Origin of the sequence: Rhizobium sp. LjRoot98, from assembly GCF_964252935.1 — a bacterium.
Classification (GTDB): domain Bacteria; phylum Pseudomonadota; class Alphaproteobacteria; order Rhizobiales; family Rhizobiaceae; genus Pararhizobium.
The window spans coordinates 314114-331127 of record NZ_CAXUPW020000005.1 but is presented as its reverse complement, the minus strand read 5'-3'; the positions used below and the strand labels follow the sequence as shown (position 1 = coordinate 331127).

At 60.3% G+C, this 17014-nt stretch carries 15 protein-coding genes and 1 pseudogene; 11 read left to right on the top strand and 5 right to left on the bottom strand.

What is annotated here, in order from left to right; all coding sequences use genetic code 11:
* Nucleotides 1–85: 85 nt before the first annotated feature.
* The 4 genes from ACSQ3J_RS18495 (at nucleotide 86) to ACSQ3J_RS18480 (ending at nucleotide 4446) form a co-directional block, all read left to right on the top strand.
* Nucleotides 86–292 carry a hypothetical protein gene (locus tag ACSQ3J_RS18495; RefSeq protein WP_060504087.1) on the top strand — a complete coding sequence of 69 codons (207 nt, stop codon included), beginning with the start codon at nucleotides 86–88 and terminating at the stop codon, nucleotides 290–292.
* A 212-nt stretch (nucleotides 293–504) separates the two neighbouring features.
* The gene (locus ACSQ3J_RS18490; RefSeq protein WP_060504088.1) at nucleotides 505–2163 is read left to right on the top strand and encodes an FMN-binding glutamate synthase family protein; all 1659 of its coding nucleotides are present in this window, start codon (nucleotides 505–507) and stop codon (nucleotides 2161–2163) included.
* Between the two features lie 666 nt (nucleotides 2164–2829).
* Nucleotides 2830–3174, top strand: coding sequence for a helix-turn-helix domain-containing protein (locus ACSQ3J_RS18485; RefSeq protein WP_060504089.1), 345 nt, complete (start codon nucleotides 2830–2832; stop codon nucleotides 3172–3174).
* Nucleotides 3175–3336: 162 nt separating this feature from the next.
* Nucleotides 3337–4446: a type II toxin-antitoxin system HipA family toxin gene (locus ACSQ3J_RS18480; RefSeq protein ID WP_436039786.1), complete on the top strand. Its 1110-nt coding sequence runs from the start codon at nucleotides 3337–3339 to the stop codon at nucleotides 4444–4446.
* 182 nt (nucleotides 4447–4628) lie between these two features.
* On the opposite strand, the gene ACSQ3J_RS18475 is transcribed toward ACSQ3J_RS18480, so the two are convergent.
* Nucleotides 4629–5663 carry an AraC family transcriptional regulator gene (locus ACSQ3J_RS18475; RefSeq protein ID WP_060504091.1) on the bottom strand — a complete coding sequence of 345 codons (1035 nt, stop codon included), beginning with the start codon at nucleotides 5661–5663 and terminating at the stop codon, nucleotides 4629–4631.
* Nucleotides 5664–5824: 161 nt separating this feature from the next.
* Here ACSQ3J_RS18475 and ACSQ3J_RS18470 point away from each other — a divergent pair, with 161 nt between their 5' ends.
* From ACSQ3J_RS18470 to ACSQ3J_RS18440, 7 genes and pseudogenes are all read left to right on the top strand, one after another.
* The gene (locus tag ACSQ3J_RS18470; RefSeq protein WP_436039784.1) at nucleotides 5825–6691 is read left to right on the top strand and encodes a sugar phosphate isomerase/epimerase family protein; all 867 of its coding nucleotides are present in this window, start codon (nucleotides 5825–5827) and stop codon (nucleotides 6689–6691) included.
* A 7-nt stretch (nucleotides 6692–6698) separates the two neighbouring features.
* Nucleotides 6699–7547 (top strand): sugar phosphate isomerase/epimerase family protein, encoded by an 849-nt coding sequence (locus ACSQ3J_RS18465; protein WP_060504093.1) that lies wholly within the window; start codon nucleotides 6699–6701, stop codon nucleotides 7545–7547.
* Nucleotides 7544–9052, top strand: a complete 1509-nt coding sequence (locus tag ACSQ3J_RS18460) for a sugar ABC transporter ATP-binding protein (RefSeq protein WP_436039781.1) — start codon at nucleotides 7544–7546, stop codon at nucleotides 9050–9052. Before ACSQ3J_RS18465 ends, ACSQ3J_RS18460 begins: the two co-directional genes overlap by 4 nt.
* Nucleotides 9049–10029 carry an ABC transporter permease gene (locus ACSQ3J_RS18455; RefSeq protein ID WP_436039779.1) on the top strand — a complete coding sequence of 327 codons (981 nt, stop codon included), beginning with the start codon at nucleotides 9049–9051 and terminating at the stop codon, nucleotides 10027–10029. The genes ACSQ3J_RS18460 and ACSQ3J_RS18455 overlap by 4 nt, the downstream gene beginning before the upstream one ends.
* Nucleotides 10026–11027, top strand: coding sequence for an ABC transporter permease (locus tag ACSQ3J_RS18450; protein ID WP_436039777.1), 1002 nt, complete (start codon nucleotides 10026–10028; stop codon nucleotides 11025–11027). The genes ACSQ3J_RS18455 and ACSQ3J_RS18450 overlap by 4 nt, the downstream gene beginning before the upstream one ends.
* 62 nt (nucleotides 11028–11089) lie before the next feature.
* Nucleotides 11090–12214 carry a substrate-binding domain-containing protein gene (locus ACSQ3J_RS18445; RefSeq protein ID WP_060504096.1) on the top strand — a complete coding sequence of 375 codons (1125 nt, stop codon included), beginning with the start codon at nucleotides 11090–11092 and terminating at the stop codon, nucleotides 12212–12214.
* Between the two features lie 67 nt (nucleotides 12215–12281).
* A pseudogene (locus ACSQ3J_RS18440) lies at nucleotides 12282–12452 on the top strand (IS6 family transposase); the annotation flags it as partial.
* 146 nt (nucleotides 12453–12598) lie between these two features.
* Here the strand turns inward: ACSQ3J_RS18440 and ACSQ3J_RS18435 are convergent.
* From ACSQ3J_RS18435 to ACSQ3J_RS18420, 4 genes are read right to left on the bottom strand one after another with little or no spacing between them, the layout of a single operon-like run.
* Nucleotides 12599–13468 carry a DMT family transporter gene (locus ACSQ3J_RS18435; protein ID WP_060504159.1) on the bottom strand — a complete coding sequence of 290 codons (870 nt, stop codon included), beginning with the start codon at nucleotides 13466–13468 and terminating at the stop codon, nucleotides 12599–12601.
* Nucleotides 13465–15117, bottom strand: coding sequence for an ABC transporter ATP-binding protein (locus ACSQ3J_RS18430; protein ID WP_156397522.1), 1653 nt, complete (start codon nucleotides 15115–15117; stop codon nucleotides 13465–13467). The genes ACSQ3J_RS18435 and ACSQ3J_RS18430 overlap by 4 nt, the downstream gene beginning before the upstream one ends.
* An 11-nt stretch (nucleotides 15118–15128) precedes the next feature.
* Nucleotides 15129–16076: an ABC transporter permease gene (locus ACSQ3J_RS18425; RefSeq protein ID WP_060504098.1), complete on the bottom strand. Its 948-nt coding sequence runs from the start codon at nucleotides 16074–16076 to the stop codon at nucleotides 15129–15131.
* Nucleotides 16073–16996 (bottom strand): ABC transporter permease, encoded by a 924-nt coding sequence (locus tag ACSQ3J_RS18420; RefSeq protein ID WP_060504160.1) that lies wholly within the window; start codon nucleotides 16994–16996, stop codon nucleotides 16073–16075. Before ACSQ3J_RS18420 ends, ACSQ3J_RS18425 begins: the two co-directional genes overlap by 4 nt.
* Nucleotides 16997–17014: the final 18 nt, after the last annotated feature.

The following is a 17014-nucleotide window of genomic DNA, read 5'->3' as shown; positions in this document are numbered from 1 at the left end:
TTTGCCAGATCCGAGACTATAACCTGCGGAGCAACGCCGGCCCATTCTTGCTCGGCCGTTGCTCATTTTTTAGAAAGTGCCAACAATGAGCTTCCGATACACCCACACGTTCCCCATCAGCGGCCCGAACAAGCTGCCCCGCTTCAAGCAATGGGCGACCGAAAACATTCCGGGCGTCGCCCTGTCCCTGCCGCCGCAGGTGCCGGTCAAAAGCATGGCCCTGACAGTGCGGCTGAGATCCATCGAGGACCGCAACCTGCTGATCGGGAAACTGGAAGGCGTTAGCTTCTAGGAACGTTACCAGCAAAAGTGCCTGGCGAGTTTGTGAATAAAAACGCGCCAGGCACCTGAGACGGCGGCGAACGACTGGCTTTTTACCGCTTCCTAAACATTCGGCTCCACAAGGACGGTTATGGGAGTGGTCGTGTCGTTCGCCGTGTATGCCTGCACGCACCCCGATACACCGACATCCCTCGACATCAGCGACTTTTCGGATCAGACATCATGGTAAAGGCCTTCGTTTCCAATCAACGCTATGCAGCGTTTCTCTTTTTCGGGGCGGCGACGTTTGCCTCCCTCGGCGGGGCCCTGATCTACAATGGCTGGCTGCTCTTTGTCGCTGCGATTTGCGGCGCGTTGTTCCTTCTCGGCGTTCACGATCTGCGCCAGCGCAAGCACGCGATCCTGCGCAACTATCCGGTGGTTGGGCACTTGCGCTTCCTGCTCGAAAGCATCCGACCGGAAATCCGCCAATACATCATCGAAAGCGACAACGACGCTGTTCCGTTCAACCGGCAGGATCGTGGTCTCGTCTATCAGCGCGCCAAGGGCGTGGAAGACAAAAGGCCCTTTGGTACGATCGAGAATGTCTATGGTTCAGGCTATGCCTGGCTCACCCATTCCGCCACCCCGGTCACCATTGCCGATACGGATTTCCGGGTGCGTGTCGGCGGCCCGGCCTGCAAACAGCCCTATAGCGCCAGCCTCTACAACATTTCGGCCATGAGCTTCGGTTCGCTCTCGGCCAATGCCATCCTCGCCCTCAATACCGGGGCAAGGAAGGGTGGTTTCGCCCACGACACCGGGGAAGGCAGCATCAGCCGTTACCACCGGCAGGGCGCCGGTGACCTGATCTATCAGATCGCATCGGGCTATTTCGGCTGCCGCGGCGATGACGGCCGGTTCTCTGCAGAAAAGTTCGCAGAGCTTTCCGCCGATCCCCAGATCAAGATGATCGAGATCAAGCTGAGCCAGGGGGCGAAGCCTGGCCATGGCGGCATGCTGCCGGCCTCGAAGATTTCGCCCGAAATTGCTGAGGCGCGCGGTATCCCGATGGGTATCGACTGCATGTCGCCTGCCGCGCACAGCACATTTTCAACGCCGATCGGCCTGATGCAGTTCGTCGGCCAACTGCGTGAACTTTCGGGCGGCAAACCGGTCGGGTTCAAATTGTGCATCGGCCATCGCCGGGAATTCATGAGCATGGTCAAGGCCATGTTGCAGACCGGGATCGTTCCGGATTTCATCGTGGTCGATGGCGCGGAAGGCGGGACGGGTGCTGCCCCGGTCGAGTTTGCCAACCGTGTCGGCATGCCGATGCTTGAGGGCCTCACCTTCGTTCACAACACGCTGCGGGGCGCAGGCATTCGTGATCAGGTCAGGATCGGGGCTGCGGGCAAGATCGTGTCGGCCTTCGACATTGCCCGCACGTTGGCGCTCGGCGCGGACTGGTGCAATGCCGCGCGCGGCTTCATGTTCGCGATCGGCTGCATCCAGGCGCAGTCCTGCCACACCAACCAGTGCCCGGTCGGGATAGCCACGCAGGATCCGGTACGCCAGCGCGCGATCGACCGCGGCGATAAGAGCGACCGCGTCGCCCGCTTCCATCGCAACACCATGCGGGCGCTGGGGGAAATCGCTGGTGCCGCCGGCCTGAACGATCCCAGCAATTTCATGCCCTACCATTTCATGTTCCGGCAGAAGGATAACGAGTTTCTCGACGGCAACGAGGCCTATCCCTATCTTCCCGAAGGCTTCCTCGTATCGGGCGCGGAAATTCCGGAACTCGCCGATTGGTACGATCGCTGGGACCGCGCCGGCGCTGACAGTTTTGCGCCACCCGAAATCCCGCACGGGCCGTTTCGAAAGCGCAAGGCGGCGTAAAGGCCCGAGGATCGGGTCCGCCAAGGTGTTTATTTCGAGAGCTTAGCTTATAGAATGGCGTTTGCACACGGATCTGGAATATGGCGGATCCCGATCTTTGATGATGTGGGCTGCGCCAGTCTTTGCGTCCCGCGATCGGGTTTCTGGCGTGTACAGGGAAGCGCCCGGTTGAGGACGACGAACGACAACCGCAAACGGTCGCGGGGACATCCGGCGCCCTTCCAGCCATCGGTCTGCTGTGAGAGACAAGGACCGAGCCATTGAGAAACGCAACATTGAAAAAAATTACCGCCATCGCCTGCGTCCTGATCGCCGCCGTGTCTCTGGTAGGCTGCGCGCGGAACTCCTGCAGGGATTGGCCAGGAACATGTATCATTCAATAAAGAATAGTGCTGTCGTGGGCGACATTACGTTGTCTGCGGCTTACCAATCTTCATTGATCAGAAGCCATTGGGCCATTTCCCACGACCGATGGAGACGGGGCGTCACCATAAAATCTGTCGTTGTTGTCTTTGATTGATGAGGCCGCGTACGATTCTTTGAAATCTTGTTTCGACCTCAAAAAATCGGAACTGCGATCTATGTTCTCAAATGAGCGCAATTCCGCTTTCGTGTCGTCAAGTTTTTCGGTAGCGTAACGACGCTCTTAATGGGAGAAGTAGCGTAATGGCGCTTGATATTGCGAAAGAACTCGGTTCACAGCTGCAGACGACCCGTAAAGCAAGGGCGATGACGCAGCCGGATCTTGCGCAGCGCGTGGGCCGGGACCGTGCGCGGATTTCCGAATTGGAACGAGATCTCGTTCATAGCCGCAAGGGCAAGGACCGATTGGCCCTTCTTCTCGACTGTTGCGACGCTTTGGGTGTCATGCCGCTTCTGGTGCCGAAGGAACGATATGCGGATGTAGCGGAGTCTTTAGCCCCCAGACGGGCCTCATCAAAAAGGGGTGATGAGTACAACGAAACGTTCGAAAACCTCTTTGTTGATCTTTCCGATGACGAGGAATCTTGATGGCGAAGGAGAGTGCAGTTTTAGCCGTTAGGCTGGTTCGGCCCGACCAAAGTATGGTTCGCGTCGGTACACTTTCGCGCGACAGCACCGGCGCGTCCGCCTTCTTCGTGGACGAAGCATATTTTCGCGATGACCAGCGGCCAATTGTAAGTTTAAGCTGGTATGTCCCCGGCGACGAAGAAGCGTTTTGCTGGTCGCGGTGACAAAATCGGTCTCAATGGCTATCTGCCGCCATGGTTTTCCGGCCTATTGCCCGAAGGCGCACTGCGTGATCTCGTCATGAGTGAGATGGGACCTGGCGATCACGACCAGTTCGATCTCTTGATCCGTCTCGGGGCAGATTTGCCGGGAGGAATTATTGTCACGCCTGAAACAGCGGTGCCCTCGTCTGTTGGTCCGATCGAAGTTCAAAGTATCCGCGGCGTGGCCGCCCCTTTGCCTGAAGGAGCCGTGAAATTTTCCTTGGCTGGCGTTCAACTCAAATTTTCGGCAATTGCAGATGGCGATCGGATTACTGCGCCGGGGCGCGCCGGCGAAGGCCGGTGCATTTTGAAAGTACCAACGAAGCAATATCCCGGTCTTCCAGAGGCCGAGTATGCCGCGATGACCCTCAGCAAAATGCTCGGGATTGACACGGCAAATTGTCGCCTAACGTCGACCAAGAATATCTACGGCATAGATGAGAGGCTTCTCAGCGAGGGGGAAAACGCCCTTGTCGTCGATCGCTTCGACAGGCCTGGTGCAGAGCAACGCATTCATATGGAAGATGGTGCTCAAATCGTGGGTGCGGTAGGGGAGCGGAAATACACCATGGCGACCTATGAAACGATGCTGAATATGATAAAGCGCTTTAGTACGGACTGGCGTGCTGACGTCCTTGAGGGGTTTCGCAGGATGGTTGCCGATGTCCTCATTGGAAACGGTGACAACCACCTGAAAAACTGGTCTTTTATTTTACCAGCACCGGGCGTGATACGGCTGTCGCCGGCTTACGATATCGTCCCTACAGTCTTGTTCGCCCCTGGTGATCGGCTCGCATTGAAAATGGCGGGAACTTACGATTTTTCCAAGGTCAGCCTGCATCGCTTTCGCCGGATTGCCGACTTCCTGGAGTTGGAACCGGACTGGATCGAAAAAGAAATCAAAAAGTCGGTGAGGATAGCTCTCGATAACTGGCCTGATATGCTGAGGACATTGTTGCCGATAAAGGCCGCGGAGAACCTGTTATACAGAATGAACCAAATGCCGTTAGTCGCCGAAAGCAAGTCGTAGGCTTACCGCAGGAAGAAATCCCTTTGCCAGCTCTCGATCGGAGCGTGCTCGAATGGAGCGCGTCTTACTGGCAATGCCCCAAGGGGGTACCCGGTTGGAATGTTGGCGCAAGCTCGGCCTGCTGGCCACCGCCGGCGTTGAAGCCCGCCCGTTCCGGCAAATGGAACCTGCCGCAAACGCGTTCAGCCACTCATAGTTGCCTGCAGTCGCGGCGTCTCCACCGGAGAAAAACCGAAACGCTTCTTATAGCAGGTGGCAAAGTACTGGCTGGACGAGAATCCGCAGTCGAAGGCGACGTGGGTAACGGATTGCTGACCACTCTCGAGCAGTTGGCGTGCCGCCGTGAGTCGCAGCATCTGCAAATAGCGAACAGGCGTCATGTTGGTCAGTACCTGGCAATGCTGGGTGAACTGGGTGCGTGAGAGATTGCACTCGGCCGCCATGTTCTCCAGCGTCCAGTCTTCGTCGAGCGCGTGTCGTAGTCGTTTCAGGAAAATCTCCACGGTGCGTTTCGAGCTCGCAAGGGCAAGGTCCAGCACCGGCGACTGGCTTTCCAGCATCTGGCGGAACTGCAGCAGCATCATCGAGATCAGCAGGCGCAGCCTCGCTTCGCCGCCCTCGATGTCGCCGCCGGCGACCACCTCGTGAATCTCCAGGAAGGTGCGCGTGACGTCGCGTGAAGCGAGATAGGAAATCTGCTCGTTTTTCGACAGGAGTTCGCTCAGCCTTTTGCGATCCCGCTCCGGCCAGCCGATCCAATCGGGCCATAGCCAGGTCTCGTGCGGGCGGCGCACGCCCATATCCATCAGGACCCAGATGATATGGCTGGCGCCGATGGTCGGGTCGCCGAGCGCATGCAATTGCCATGGCCGCACGACGAACATCTGGCCTTCGTTGAGCGTGGTTTTACGGCCATCCATCGTGACGGTCAGCGAACCGCGCGCCAGATAAGCGATCTTGACACCCTCGTTGCAATGTTCGCGCAGGCCCCAGTCCTGCGGCGTCGTCGCGTCCCAGCCGCCGACAGAGCAGACTTGTGGCAGCGCCTTGCCGAGGTCCGTCCCCGGATAACCTCGCCTCGTCCAGGCATTGAGCGCGACCTGTCCGGCAAGCGACGCCTTCATCAGGTCCTGGCAGTTGCCGGCATAAAGCAGGGCGCCCGGCTCACGGAAAACAGCGGGCCGGCCGACGGCCCGTTCGTTGTTGGCTTTGTTCATCACTCTCCTCCGCCGATGTTCAAAATTTACCACTCCTCTATTTCGAACGCGGGCAACCATTTATTGCGCAATACTTGACCATCATCAAGTGACAAATCGAAGCACCGGTGATTTGCCGTTGAAACTCAATGGCATGGAGGGGAAACAGGGAGGATTTGCCGGTGCGGATAGGCTTCCACACGGACGCGTTCAATTCGGCCTACTGGTCGTTCGAAAAATGCTTGCAGTGGGCGAACGACCACGATGTGCACTTCATTGAGTGCGGCTTGATCGACGGCGTGAGCTGGATTCACGGCCTCGGCTACCAGCCGCATGTCGCGCTCTACGAAGACCCCGCACTGCTTCGCCGCAAGATGGACCGATACGGCGTGCGCTTCTCCCAGGTCGATGCCGCCTATCCGCTTTCCGGCGAGGACGGTCCGCTTAGGGGTGTGCCCTATGTGCTGAAATCGATCGCCTGGGCCGCGCAGGCCGGCAGCCCCTGCGTCGACACGACGGATGGGCTGCACATGCCGGAGGGCTTGAGCGAAGAGGAATCGATGGCGCTGATGAAGCGCAGCTACGAGAAGATCATCGAGGTCGCGGAGGCACACGAGATCATCGTCAATATCGAGCCGCACGGGCATTTCACGACACGCCCGGAATTCATGGCACGCATGCTGGACTTCGTCGATTCGAAGTGGCTGCGTATGAACATGGATACCGGCAATACCTTCATCGCCGGCCAGGAGCCGACCGAGTTTCTTCCGCGTTTCATCGACAAGGTCAGCCATGTCCACGTCAAGGACGTGTCGCAATCGCTGGCAGACGCAGTGCGGGGCGGACAGACCGGCATTGCCGTCAGCCATTGCGCGCTCGGCGACGGGGTCAATGCCGACAATATCAGGGCCTGCCTCGCCCAACTGCATGACCATGGCTATGACGGCGTGCTCAGCCTTGAATGCGAAGGGGCGGCGGGGCCGATGATCGAGAAGTCGCTGGCCTGGATCCGCGCCACTTGCCGTGATCTCGGCATCAAGCTGCATTGAGCGCGCCATGAAACTCGGCATCAACCTTCTGTGCCTGACGGATTTCGTCGAGGACAGTCATTTCGATAACATCGGTCGGCTGCGTGATCTCGGTTACGACGGCGTTGAGGTGCCGGTCCTCAAGGGCGAGGTCGCTCACTACGAGCGCCTGGGCAAAAAACTCGACGCCCTCGGACTTGGCCGGTCGACCACCTCGATCGTGCCGACACCGGAGGCCAGTCCCATCAGTGGCGATGCCGAGGTTCGGGCGCGCGGGCTTGCCCATCTCGACTGGGCGCTCGATTGCGCCATCGCGCTCGGCGCCGAAAGCATGGGTGGGCCTTTTCATGCGCCGATCGGCGTCTTCACGGGCACCGGCGCCAGCGAAGACGAGTTAAAATACGGTGCGGATGCACACCGCGCGCTGGCCGAGCGGGCAGCGACCCACGGGATCTATTTGAGCCTCGAGCCGCTCAACCGCTTCGAGACCTATTATCTCAACACGATGGAGCAGGCCCGCGCCTATGTCGACCGGGTCGGGCATCCCGCCTTCAAGATCATGTACGACACGTTCCATGCCAATGTGGAGGAGCGCCGGCAGGAAGAGGCCATCCGGCTGATCGGTCCGGATATCGGCGTTTTCCATGTGTCGGAAAACGACCGTGGCATCCCAGGGCGGGGGCACATAGACTTCGCGGCGATGTTCACCGTGTTGAAGGAAATCGGTTATGACGGCTGGTTGACGCTTGAGGCCTTCGGGGCCGGCCTACCGGCGATTGCGGCGGCGACCCGCGTCTGGCGGCCGCTGTTTCCGGATTTCGAGACGCTTTTCTCCGAAAGCGCAACGTTCATTCGCAAGACATGGGCAGCAGCATGAACAATCCCGCAATCGAGATGCGCGGCATCACCAAGAGTTTCCCCGGGGTAAAGGCGCTGAAGAGCGTAAGTTTTTCCGCCTATCGGGGTGAGGTACACGCGCTCGCCGGCGAAAACGGCGCCGGCAAGTCGACGCTGATGAAGATTCTCTCCGGCCTCTACCGGCTGGATGGCGGCGCCGTGGTCGTCAGCGGCGAGGAGCGGCATTTCACCCACCCGCTGGAGGCGATCCGCGCCGGTATCGCCGTGATATACCAGGAATTCTCGTTGTTGCCGGAGCGCACCGTCGCACAGAACATCTTTCTCGGCCGCGAGCCGACGCGGCTCGGGCTGATCGACCACAAGGCGATGAACGCAGAGGCACGGCGCGTGCTGGCGCTGTTCGGTTCCGCGCACCGGATCGAGCCGGATACGGTCGTGGCGGACCTCGATGTCGCCAGCCAGCAGCTGGTCGAGATCGCCAAGGCAGTGTCGCTCGATGCGAAGGTTATCGTGATGGATGAGCCGACCGCGGCGCTCAACGAGGCGGAATGCGAGGTGCTGTTCGGCCTCGTCGACACGTTGAAGAAGCGGAATGTCGCGATCATCTATATTACCCACCGCATGCGCGAGATCACGCGGCTTGCCGACCGGGTGACCGTTCTGAAAGACGGCGAGACGGCCGCGAGCTTCGATCATGTGCCGGAACCCGATACGATCGTGCGCGCCATGGTTGGCCGCGATATCGGCGATTTCTATGCGGCACCTGCGACGCCGCAGGAGATCGGCGACGTCGTGCTGTCCGTGCGCCATGCCGGCAACGACCGGCTGAAGGATATTTCCTTTGAGCTTCGCGCCGGTGAGATCGTCGGTTTTGCCGGATTACAGGGGGCAGGGCGGGTGGCGCTCGCCCAGGCCATCTTCGGTTTTTTACCCTTCACCGAGGGCGAGGTTTTGCTTGTCGGCAATCCGGCGCTCTTCACCAATCCACGCGACGCTATCCGCGCCGGTATCGGCTTGCTTCCGGGCGATCGCAAGGCCGAAGCGCTGGTGCTGATGCAGTCGGTGGCGGATAATGGTTTGCTGACGTCAAGGGCACTTTCCGGGCTCGCCGGCAAGGCCGATGCGACGCCGTTTACCTCAGCTGAAGAGATGAACAAGCTGCTGCACGATCTTGATGTCAGGGCCGGCAGCTTCTCCCAGGAGATCAAGGCGCTTTCGGGCGGCAACCAGCAGAAGGCGATCGTGGCGCGCTGGCTGGCGCTCGCACCGCGGCTGTTGATTTTCATTGAGCCGACGCGCGGCATCGATGTTAATGCCAAGGCCGGTATCTATCACCTGATGCGCGATCTCGCGCGCAAGGGCACGGCGATCATGATGGTGTCGTCCGACCTGCCGGAGGTGCTGGGTGCTGCCGACCGCATCCTAGTCATGCGCGCCGGCGAACTCGTGGCCGCGTTCTCGCGTGGCGTGTCGGAGGCCGATGTCATGCTCGCGGCGACCGGCGAAGAGGCGGTGGCGGCATGAACACGGCGACCCTCACCAAACGTCCTGCCTGGCGCATGGAGCGCTATGCACCGGCTTTGCTGCTTGCAGCAGCGCTCGCCATCTATATCGCGATCGCGCTCGGCCTCGGCCTCACACGCTTCCTGACGCCGGAAGCGGCGATCTCGATCCTCAACCGCTCCATCGCGCTCGGCATCACCGCCGTTGGCCAGACCTTTGCGGTCCTCGTCGGATCGATCGACCTGTCGGTGGCGCATCTGATCTCGGCGTCCGCTGTCGTTTCTTCGGCGATCATGAACGGCGATCCGGCGATGATGGTGCCTGCCATTCTCGCCGTGCTGCTGATGGGTGCCGTGGTCGGCACGCTCAACGGGCTGATGATCACCAAGCTGGAAGTCAATCCGCTGATCGCGACACTTGGTATGGCGCTGATCATCCAGGGCTGCCTCGCCTCCTTCCATGGCCGGTTTGGCGGCTCGGTGCCGGATGCGTTCCAGTATTTCGCCTATGGCGAGGTGCTCGGGCTGCCGGTCAGCCTCATCGTGCTTGTGCTCCTCGTGCTGGCGGCCTGGGCTGTGCTGCGCTTCACCCGCTTCGGCTCGAACATCTATTCGGTCGGCGGCAACCGCGATACGGCGCGCGCTGCCGGCATCAAGACGACGCGGGTGGTGATGGCAAGCCACATCATCTGCAGCCTCTGCGCCTCACTCGCCGGCCTCTATCTCGCAAGCCGTCTCAAATCCGGGTCGCCGTGGATAGGCGCGGAAGGCGCCTATGACCTCGAGTCGATCGCGGTGGTTGTCATCGGCGGCACGATCCTGTCCGGCGGCAAGGGCGGAATCTGGGGTACTGTCGCGGGCGTCATCATCTTCTCGCTGATCGATTCGATCTTCAATCTCGCCGGCGTCGATGCCTTCGCAAAGCAGGTGATGCGCGGCGTCATCATCGTCGCTGCCGTCGCTTTCTACGCCGTACGTTCGAAGAGGATAGTGGCATGATCCAGGAAACCGTCGGTTCCGCAAAGGCGCCCGGCGCGACGAACAGCGGTCGTCTGCCGAAGATCAATCCCGTCTTCTTCGTGCTCACAGCGCTGCTTGTCGCCATCACGCTGTCCAACCCGAATTTCGTCGAGCCCACCGGCTACATGAATTTCCTGAAGCGGGCCGCACCGCTTGCGATCCTTGCTGCCGGTCAGATCTACGTCATCGTCTCCGGTGGCTTCGATCTCTCGGTCGGCTCGGTGATCACGCTGACGGTGGTCGGTTCCTCTATGCTGCTCAACAACAATGCCGATGCGAGCTGGTGGGTAATCCCGGTCATGTATGCCCTCGGGCTTGCCGTCGGCGTGGTCAACGGCCTCGTTGTCAGCTATCTGCGGGTGCCCTCGCTGATCGCGACGCTCGGCATGATGATCACGCTGAATGGCGCGGCGTTCATGTGGTCGAGCGGTTCGCCGCGCGGCTACCTGCCCGACACGTTCCGCTTTTTCGGGCGCGTGAACATTCAGGGCATTCCGCTCATCCAGTTCCTGCCGGTGGCATTGCTCGTGCTTGTCGTGGTCGGCCTCTGCCTGTTCTGGCTGATGCACCGCACCAATCTCGGGCGTCTGCTGCATGCGATCGGCGACAACCCCCGCGCTGCACAGATGTCGGGCGTTCCCTTGGAGCGGGTACGCATCATCGCCTTCGTCATCTCGTCGCTGAGTGCCGTGACGGCTGGCATCCTGCTCGGCGGTTTTGCCGGTGTCTCGACCGATGTCGGCGTCGGCTACGAATTGCAGGCGATCACCGCCTGCGTCATCGGCGGGGCGCAGCTTCTCGGCGGGCGCGGCTCGGTGCCGGCGTCGATCGCCGGCGCGCTGACGCTGACGGCGATCTTCACGCTGCTCAATTTCATCGGCTTGCCGAAACCGGTGCGCGACGTCGTGCAGGGCGTGATCCTGATCGTCGCCGTCGTGCTTGCCACCTACCGGCGCAACCGCGCCGGCCGGACCTGAATTTCGCCGGCCGCAAGGCCGCCGGGAGGAACCTGACTATCATGATCAAATGGGAGTGAGACATGAAAAAACTGCTGACCGCCGCCCTTTCTGCTGCCCTGCTTGCCAGCACGGCACAGGCCCAACAGCTGAACTTTGATGACCCCGCGGAATTTGCCCGCCAGCGCGAAATGCTGACGGCGAAAGCCAATGGTCCGGAGGGGGAACCATGGGTGCAATATTACGGTGACCAGATGGCCGACACCACGCAATACAAGAAGGAGGGTCCCTACACGATCTGCTTCTCGAATGCCGGCGTGAACAATGCTTGGCGGGTGACCGGCTGGACCAACATGCAGGCCGAGGTGAAGCTGCATCCGGAGATCAAGGAACTCATTCATGTCGATGCCGAAGGCTCCGACGACAAGCAGATTTCCGACATCGATGACCTGATCAACGGCGGCAAGTGCTCGGCGCTGATCGTCTCGCCGAACACCACGGCGGCGCTGACGCCCGCAGTGGAAAAAGCCTGTGCGAAGCTGCCGGTCATCGTCTTCGACCGCGGCGTCAACACCAAGTGCCCGGTGACCTTCATCCACCCGGTCGGCGGCTACGGTTTCGGCATCCAGGCCGGCGAGTTCGTGGCGTCCACCGCACCGGCCGGCGCGAATGTTTTGATGCTGCGGATCGTGCCCGGCGTCGACGTGCTGGAAACCCGCGCCTCTGCGGCCAAGCGCATCTTCAAGGAGAAGGGGCTGAACGTCATCGGCGAGGAATTCACCGAGGGCGACAACGCCAAGACCAAGTCCATCGTCGAGGACTATCTGCAACGCGGCTCGATCGATGCGATCTGGATGGATGCCGGCGCGACGGCCGTCGCCGCACTGGAGGCCTTCGAGGATTCCGGCTTGCCGCTGCCGATCATCACTGGCGAGGACCAACAGGACTTCCTGATGAAATGGAAGGCAGAGGGCTTCAAGGCAATCGCGCCGACCTATCCGACCTATCAGTGGCGCACGCCGGTCATCGCGGCCGTCAAGGTGCTGAAGGGCGAGGCGGTGCCGGGGCCAGAATGGGTAATGCCGCAGCCGGCGATCTCCGCCGAGACGCTTGACCAGTATGTGAACGACAAGATGCCGCCGCTGCACCACGCGATGTGCGGCTGCGAAAAGCTGCCCGACTATCCGGCAGCCTGGGGCGGGAAGTAACGACAATCTTCGAGCCGCGCGGTCGGTGCGGCTCGATCCCCACGTACACTCACGACGGGAACGATGACTGGTGCGCTTCAAGTCGACACGTCAATGCCACCGTTTCGTCTCAAGCCACAGTCAGATCGCAAATCTTTTCCACCTTCATCGCAAACATCCACCCGCAACTGATCACAGCCAGATTCGAGCCCGCGCGATCTCTACCTGGCGCGAAATCGCGTGGTCGAACGCTGCCTGAAACGCGGATGTAAATCCTCCCTGCGAATTGCGGCAAGTTAAGGCGACGCCCTCGTGCGAGAAAATATCGACAGCTGGAGCCTTTTGAAAATGCTGGGACTCAGAAACGGACATTTTCCGGATGGTTGGAGAAACCGGGGTACAACGCTAGGTTTTTCGCCCATTCTCCCTGTGAAAGAGCATCAGGATGGCGAAGAAAATCACGATGCCGCCGACGACGACTGCAAGGCGGATCGGTTCGCCGAACATGGCCAGGCCAAACACCAGCGCCAGCGGCAAGCGGATAAAGTCCACCACAACAAGAAGCGATGCGTCGGCGAGCTTCATTGCGCGCGCAAAGGCAAGCTGAGCCATCAGGCCGCCAACACCCTGAAAGGCCATCAGACACAGGGCATAGAAAGATGGCATCTGCCAGACCGGGAGTGCGATCAACAAGGCAACCGGAACAGTGATGACGAGATTGAGCCAGGCGATACGCAGGGGATCCTCGCGGCCCGCTGAGACTTTCATCAATAGAGCGACCGCCGCCAACCCGATTGCGCCGGCAAGAGCCCAGGCAGCACCGGCGTTCAGCGTGGCGGCGCCCGGCTGCAGCACGATCATGACGCCGGCAAAACCAAGCACAAGGGCGGCGACACGGGCAGCGTAGAATTTCTCGCCGAGGAAGAACACCGACCCCAGCATCACGAAAAGCGGCATGGTGAAGGCAATCGCTGTCGCGGCAGCGAGCGGCATCTGCGTGACTGCCATGAAGCCAGCCACCAGTGCTAGGAGTTTGATTACCGCGCGAACAGCGTGCACCCAGAAGAAGGTGTTGGTGTCGCTGTAAAGCTTGCTGCGCGGAAAGATAGCATAGATCGCGATCAGACTGAACAGGTTGCGAAAGAAGACGATGCAGAGCGGATGAACTTCGCCTGCGATCAGCCGGACGATGACGCCGTCCATGGCGGCGACGAAAGAGTTTCCGGCCATGAACAGGGCACCCGCGACGATCGCGGGTACGGCGTAGGATCTCATGCGGGCAGCGGCACGGGAGCGGCCTCCCATTTTGGCCGGGGCGTCGCGTTCATGAGCTGTCGTGTATAGGCGTGCTGTGGATTGCGGAAGATATCCTCCGTCCTTGCATGCTCGACGATCGCGCCATTTTTCATGACGATGATGCGATCTGCGAAATGCCGTACGATCGGCAAGTCATGCGTAATGAAGATATAGGCAAGGCCCAGCCGGTCGCGCAGTTGCGCCAGGAGATCGATCACCTGCACCTGTACGGAAACGTCCAGTGCCGAGACCGCCTCATCGCAGACGATCAGTTCCGGATCACAGGCAAGGGCGCGCGCGATCGCGATGCGCTGCCTCTGGCCGCCGGAAAACTGGTGCGGATAGCGGTCGGCATGTTCCGGCTTCAGGCCAACAAGGCCAAGCAGTTCGACGACGCGGTCGCGCCAGCGTGGCTTGTCGAGAATATCCTTATGGATACGCCACGGTTCGGAAACGATGTCGAAAATCGTCATGCGCGGGTTCATGGAGCTGTAGGGGTCTTGGAACACCATCTGAACCTTGCGGCGGAAGGCGAGCAACTCCTTCGGCTCCATCTTGAAAATATCGCGGCCGTGAAACAGCGCCTCGCCACTGGAGACATCGTTGAGACGCAGGAGAACCCGCGCCACAGTCGATTTGCCAGAACCGCTTTCGCCGACGATACCAACGGTCTCGCCCTTGGCAATCGTGAAACTCAGGTCCTTCACCGCATGCAATTGGATACTCTTAGCGAAGAAGCCGGAGGAAATGCCGTAGTATTTGTTGAGGTTCTTCACCTCTAGGATTGGCTTGCCGACATCGGTCGTTGAGCGACGGCCGGTTCCGCCGGTGGCATCTGCATGGGGCAGGGCGTTGATCAGGGTTTTGGTATAGCTGTGCTGCGGGTTTTCAAAAACTGCGCGCGCCGGGCCTTCTTCGACGATGCGGCCGGAATTCATGACGATCACCCGGTCGGCCATGGACGCTGCGACTTCCAGATCGTGGGTGATCATGATGATGGCCAGCCCATCCTCGGCCTGAAGTTTTTTCAGGAGATCGAGAATCTGTGCCTGAACGCTGACATCGAGCGCGGTCGTTGGCTCGTCGGCGATCAGGATTTCTGGGCGCAGGGCAATCGCCATGCCGATCATGATGCGCTGGCGCTGGCCGCCCGAGAACTGGTGCGGATATTGGTCGATGCGCTTTTCCGGCTCCGGTATGCCAACGCGGCCCAGAATGTCGATCGCCTTGGCGCGGGCCTGCGCACCTGTCGCCACCCCGTGGGCGGAGAATACTTCAGCCATCTGCCAGCCGATTGTGTAGACCGGGTTGAGATGTGACAACGGATCCTGGAAGATCATTGCGATCTTCTTGCCGTTGAGATCGCGTCGTTCTTCGACGCCGCAATCGTCGAGTTTCTTGCCACGATAGGTGATAGTGCCCGAACAGATTTCGCCCGGTGGTGTGTCGATCAGACCCATGATGGCGCTGGCGCTGACCGATTTTCCGGACCCGGATTCGCCCAGGATCACCAGCGTCTCGCCGGCATCGACATGGAAGCTGACGCCGTTGGTGGCGCGGAAGGCGCCCCCTAGCGAGAGGAAGTCCACGGTCAGGTCCTTGACCTCAAGCAGATGTGCTGGCGGCAATTGGAAAGCGGTCATGTGCGTTTCTCCGGAATTCCCTTTTTCGAGCGGGCAAGTTCGATGCGCCAGCGTTGCTGCGGATCGGCATAGGTGCGCCACCAGTTCGAGAGAATATTGAGCGACAGGGTCGTGAGCAGGATGGCAAGACCCGGCCAGAAGGCGATCCACCAGGCAGTGGCCAGGTAACCCCGACCTGTCGCGACCATCGCACCCCACGTAAATTCCGGTGCCTGGATGCCCAGGCCGAGAAAGCTCAGCGAGGACTCAGCCAGGACCACCGTTGCGAAATCAATGGCACCGATGGTGACGAGGGTCGGGAGAACGATCGGCGCGATATGGCGAAAGATGATCCGCATATGCCCGGCGCCCAGCGCCATGGCAGCACTGACGAACATGCGTTCACGGACCTCGAGCACCTCGGCACGCGTGGTGCGCAGATAGATCGGAATGCGGGTGACGGCAAGGACGATAACCAGATTGGTGACCGAAGGGCCAAGACTGAACAGCACGATCAGCGCCAGGAGCAGCGATGGGAAACTCATGACGATATCGGCGACACGCAGGATGACATTGCTGAGCAGCCCGCGGGAATAGCCGGCGATTAGCCCGAGGAAGCCGCCGATCAGCATGGAGAAGAACACGGCGAAAAGCGCGATGCCCAGCGTGTTTTGCGCCCCGACAATCAGGCGGGCCAAAAGACTGCGGCCGAGCGTATCGGCGCCAAGCACGTATGCCCAGCCTTGAGCAAGACTGAAGGGGGCCATGTTGCGGGCACGGAAGTTCGGCTTGTCGATCAAGTTGCCCATCAGCCACGGGCCGAAGATGGCGCAGAGCACCACGAGCGTCAGGAAGATCACGGCGGCCAGAGCCAGCTTGTTGCGCGCAATCAGACGAAGGGCCTGAAAACGCCCGGCCGTTTTCTGTTTGGTGTCTGCAGGTATGGTCATCGCTGGCATACTCATTTCGCTTGAAACCTGATGCGCGGGTCGAGCCTTGCATAGAGAAGATCGATCAGGATGTTGAGAACGAAGATCGCAATGGCGGTGATCAGCACCGTCGCCTGGATCAGGGCGAAATCACGCCGAACGATCGCATCGATCATCAACTTGCCGATCCCCGGCCATCCGAAGATGGACTCGACGACCACGGCGCCGTTGACGAGGCTTGCAGCAAGATCGCCGGCAACAGTGATAACCGGCAGCAGCGAGTTTCTGAGCGCATGGCGAAAGATGATCTGGGTTCGTTGGACACCCTTGGCGCGGGCGGTCTTCACATAGGGCGAGGCAAGCGCGCTGATCATCGTGCCGCGCACCACCTGCACCAGTAGACCGAAAGGACGTAGCGTCAGCACGAAGATCGGCATGATCCAGTGTAAGGGCGTGCCGGTGCCCGAAGTGGGCAGCAGGCCGAGGCCGACGGAAAAGACGAGAATTGCAACGATCGCCACCCAGAAATCCGGAGCGCTGGCGCCGGCCAGGGATGCGGTGCTCGCAATCCTGTCGAAGAGACTGTCCGGCTTTGCTGCGGCGAGCGAGCCGACCACGACGGCAAGAACGAGCGCCAACGACATGGCGATGACGGCAAGCTTCAGCGTCTGCGGAAAGGCTTCTAGCGCCACCTCCATGGCTGGCCGGTTGCGGCTGAGCGCCGTGCCGAAATCGAGATTGGCGACACCAAGCAGATAGCGTCCGAACTGGACGTAGACCGGATCGTTGAAGCCGTTGGCTTCCGAGAAAGCCTGACGCTGAGCTTCCGAGGAATCCAGCGGCAGATAGAGATAGGCCGGATCGCCCGTCAGGCGGGACAAGAAGAAGACGAGGACGAGCAAGCCGATCACAGCGATCAAGCTCTGTGCCGAGCGTCTCAGAATAAAGCCGAACACTGCCATTTCCTTCCAGAA